The organism is Streptomyces sp. NPDC000941 (assembly GCF_053599555.1).
In genome coordinates this window covers 1-3,706 of sequence record NZ_JBSFMM010000446.1, presented here as the reverse complement: position 1 = coordinate 3,706, position 3,706 = coordinate 1, and the positions used below count along the sequence as shown (strand labels likewise).

The following is a 3,706-nucleotide window of genomic DNA, read 5'->3' as shown; positions in this document are numbered from 1 at the left end:
GCTCTCCCGTCCCTGGGTGGTGCGCCCCCTCCCCCCCGCCGTCCCGGGGGGCCGGCCCCCGCCGCCCCCCCCCGCCCCGGGCACCACGGGGGCCCGGGGCGCCTCGGGCGGGGACGCGCCGCATCCGGATCCGGCGTGAGGCTGTCCGGAGGGGCTGACCGGAGGGGTGCTGGCCGGAGGGGTGCTGGGCGGAGGGGTGCTGGCCGGAGGGGCTGAAGGCCGCCGGCGTTCTGCCCGGCCGGAGATGCGGCCCGGGGGCGCCTGGGCTTCCGGGGTCACTGCCCGGCGTCGGCCCACAGGTCGGTGATGCCCACGCCCAGTTCGGCCAGGAGCCGACGCAGCAGCGGCAGGGACAGCCCGATGACGTTGCCCGAGTCTCCCTCGATGCCGTCGACGAAGGGCGCCGAGCGCCCGTCGAGCGTGAACGCGCCCGCCACGTGCAGGGGTTCGCCGGTGGCGACGTACGCCGCGATCTCGGCGTCGGTCGGCTCGCCGAAGTGGACCGTGGTGGAGGCGGTGTCGGAGGTGCGGCGGCCGGTCGCCGTGTCGATCAGGCAGTGCCCGGTCCGCAGCACGCCGGAGCGGCCGCGCATGGACTTCCAGCGGGCGGTGGCCTCCTCGGCGTCCGCGGGCTTGCCGAGCGCCTGCCCGTCGAGCTCCAGGACCGAGTCGCAGCCGACGACCAGTGCCCCGGCCGCCTCCGGAAGCGCGGCCACGGCGCCCGCCTTGGCCTCGGCCAGTATGCGCGCCAGCTCGGCGGGGGTGTCGGCGCTCAGCGCGTCCTCGTCCACACCGCTGACGATCACCTCGAACGCCAGCCCGGCCTGACGCAGCAGGGCCCGGCGGGCGGGGGAGGCGGAGGCGAGGACGAGGGTGCGCTGCGTGTCAGTCATGCGCCCAGGGTAGGCGGCGGCCCCTGCCTCCCATTCGCCCCTTCCCGCAGCATCGACTTGCGCCCGACTTGCGCCCGAGGCAGAGGGGCAGGCCGGGCGGCGGGGGACCCCCGGCCCCCAGCTTTGGGGCTGCGCCCCTGGATCCTCGGCTTTGAGGCCGCGCACCGCCCCCGGCTCGGGGGGCGCGCCCCAGGGCTCTGTTCCGGGCTGCTGCTGGGACCTCGCCCCGGGACTCCGTCGGGAGGTTGGGCTGAGGGCCTGTGCGGGGCTTGGGCCGGGGCTCTTGTCTGAGGCTTGGTCCTGGGCCCCCGGGGCTCTGCCCCGGGGGGCCTGCCTGAGGTTCAGCAGGATTCTTGCGAGGAACCCCGGGCGTTTACGCCCGGCAGGAATCGCTAGTCACTGGATCGACGCATGTCTGTGTGATGGCCGTTCGTGTGTGCGGCTTCCTGGCTAACGTCGGGGTCATGAAACTGGTGGTACAGATCAAGCTTCTGCCAACGCCCGGGCAGGCGCGGGCGCGTACGAGACCCTGCGGGTCAACCTGAGGGCGGGCAATCTGGGCAAGCCCGGTTCGAAGCGGTACCGCAAGGCGACCGGGAAACCGATCTCCTTCCGGCCCGAGGGAGCCCAGCCCTTTGACGACCGGATGCTGTCCTGGCAGATCGCGGAGCGGACTGTGTCGATCTGGACCGTGAGGGGCCGGCTGAAGAACGTGGCGTTCACCGCGTCGGCCGAGCAGCTTGCCACGCTCGCCCTGTACCGCCGGGGCGAATCCGACTTGATCATGCGGGACGGCACGTGGTTCCTCCTGGCTACCTGCGACGTCCCGGAGGCGGAGCCGAACACCGACCCATGGGGCTTTCTCGGCATCGACCTGGGCATCGTCAACATCGCCACCACCAGTGACGGCGAGATCATGGCCGGACGCGCCCTCAACCGCACCCGTACGCGGGAGCGCGCTCTGCGCGCCAAGCTGCAGAAGAAGAACACCCCGTCCGCCAGACGCTGGCTGAAGAAGCGGCGGCGCAAGGAGGCGCGGCGGGCCAAGGACATCAACCACAAGATTGCCAAGCATGTGGTGGCCGAGGCAGAACGCACCGGTCGCGGCGTCGCCCTGGAAGGCCTGGGCGGTATCCGCGAACGGGTCCGGGCGGCCAAGCCCCAACGGGCCACCCTGCATTCCTGGGCCTTCCACCAGCTCGGGAAATTCGTGGCGTACAAGGCCAGAAAGGCCGGGGTCCCGGTGGTGCACGTCGATCCGGCGTACACCTCCCGTACCTGCGCCGAATGCGGCCACATCGACAAGGCGAACCGGGTGAGTCAAGCCTGGTTTGCGTGCCGGAACTGCGGATTCGTTGATCACGCGGACCGGAACGGCTCCCGCAACATCCGCGCCCGCGCGGAAGAGTTGTGGCGACGCGGGGTGCAGTCAATCACCCCTGCCCCACCCCCGAAAACCGGGAGTGGGACTGGACGCAAGCGCAGCACCACAGCCAGTGGCGCCCGCTGTGCAAGCCTCTCGCTTTGGCGAAAGGGTAGTTGACCTGCCATACGTGCCAGGTCGTCTTGAGGTCGCAGCCGCCCTCCGCGTCGGCCCGGTACAGGTTCGGCAGCCGGGGGCAGCCGCGCCGGGTGTCGATGCCGCGGGCGACGGCCTCGCGCAAGGGCGCGTCGGCCTTCCCTCCCGCGAGCAGATAGGCGCGCACCACCGTGGCGTAGCCGCTGACCGAGTCCAGCCGCTTGGGGTCGGTCGCCCACGGGCGGAGTTGCCGCGCGGTGATCCAGCGGGCGGGGCGCGGCGGCCGGCCGGTGTCGGCGAGGCCGGTGGCGAGGGCGGCGGTGACGCGTACGGCGTCGTTCAGGGGCCAGGACGTGGTCCGCAGGGCCTGGGCGGGGGCGCCGGCCCGGTCGCAGGCGAGGGCGGTGCGGGCCCACTTCTCGGCGCTGTGCGCGGTGACCGTACGGGGCACCACCTGGGCCGAGCGGCACAGCGCGGCCGCGGCGGAGGTGGTGCGTCCGCCCGCGCCCGCGAGGGCGGCGGCCGCGGCGGTGGTCAGCCGGGTGGCGGGGTCGCCCGCCGCGCGGGGGTCGGTGGCCACCTTGCCCAGGGCCTTGGCGAGGCGGTCGTCGTGGGTGGGCTCGCCGGCGAGCCCGCGCAGCAGGAGGGCGTAGAAGGAGGCTTCGGGGCTGCCGAGGTAGCCGCCGGGGTCGCGGACCGCGCCGCCGGGCAGGGTGTTCGCCCGGATCCGGTCGCGCGCCTTGTCGAGGGCGGCGGCCGGGGCGCCCGCGGCCTTGGCGACGAAGGTGGCGGCCGCGGCCCGGTAGGCGTTTTCGGCCTGTTGCCCGGCGGGTTCGGTGGGCTGGGAGCGGGGCCAGCCGGCGGCGTCCCCACAGCGGGGAGAAGCCCAGCGCGTCCTGGCGGAAGAATTCGGCGGTCTTGGCCCGGAGAGCGTGATGCGTTCTGCTATTCGAACAGCCTCGGCCGCAGGTCATGAGCGCTCCGGTGGGCCGTGGGGGTTCCGGGCGCAGATCACGGCCGCAGGCTCAGCAGCACCATCAGCGTCAGGGTCGCCACCGCGAGCACCGTGCCCGCGCGGCGGAGCATGTTCTGGGCCCGCCGCAGCTCCTCGGGCGGCTCATCGGGCGGATCGGACCACAGCATGCACTCGATCCTGCGCCGTCCCATGGCCGTGGGGGGCGGGGGGGGGGGGCGGGTTTGGTTTGGGGCGGGGTGGGTTTGGGTGGGGGTGGGGCTGGGACTGGTTGGGGTCGGGCTGGGATTGGTTCGGGTCGGGCTGAGGCTGCTGGGTGTC

Annotated in this window: 3 protein-coding genes and 1 pseudogene; 1 reads left to right on the top strand and 3 read right to left on the bottom strand. The window is 73.7% G+C overall.

Annotated features, from left to right (window positions below):
• Positions 1-275: 275 nt before the first annotated feature.
• On the bottom strand, positions 276-893 hold the full coding sequence (locus ACWDSL_RS52475) for a Maf family protein (protein ID WP_450496755.1): 618 nt from the start codon (positions 891-893) through the stop codon (positions 276-278).
• A gap of 517 nt (positions 894-1,410) precedes the next feature.
• Here ACWDSL_RS52475 and ACWDSL_RS52470 point away from each other — a divergent pair.
• A pseudogene (locus tag ACWDSL_RS52470) lies at positions 1,411-2,436 on the top strand (RNA-guided endonuclease InsQ/TnpB family protein); the annotation flags it as partial.
• On the opposite strand, the gene ACWDSL_RS52465 reads toward ACWDSL_RS52470, so the two are convergent.
• The gene (locus ACWDSL_RS52465; protein ID WP_450496754.1) at positions 2,327-2,992 is read right to left on the bottom strand and encodes a hypothetical protein; all 666 of its coding nucleotides are present in this window, start codon (positions 2,990-2,992) and stop codon (positions 2,327-2,329) included. The pseudogene ACWDSL_RS52470 and the gene ACWDSL_RS52465 sit on opposite strands and share 110 nt — an antisense overlap.
• 431 nt (positions 2,993-3,423) lie before the next feature.
• A complete protein-coding gene (mmpB, locus tag ACWDSL_RS52460) occupies positions 3,424-3,555 on the bottom strand; it encodes a morphogenic membrane protein MmpB (RefSeq protein ID WP_450496752.1) in 132 nt (43 codons plus the stop codon).
• Positions 3,556-3,706 lie beyond the last annotated feature (151 nt).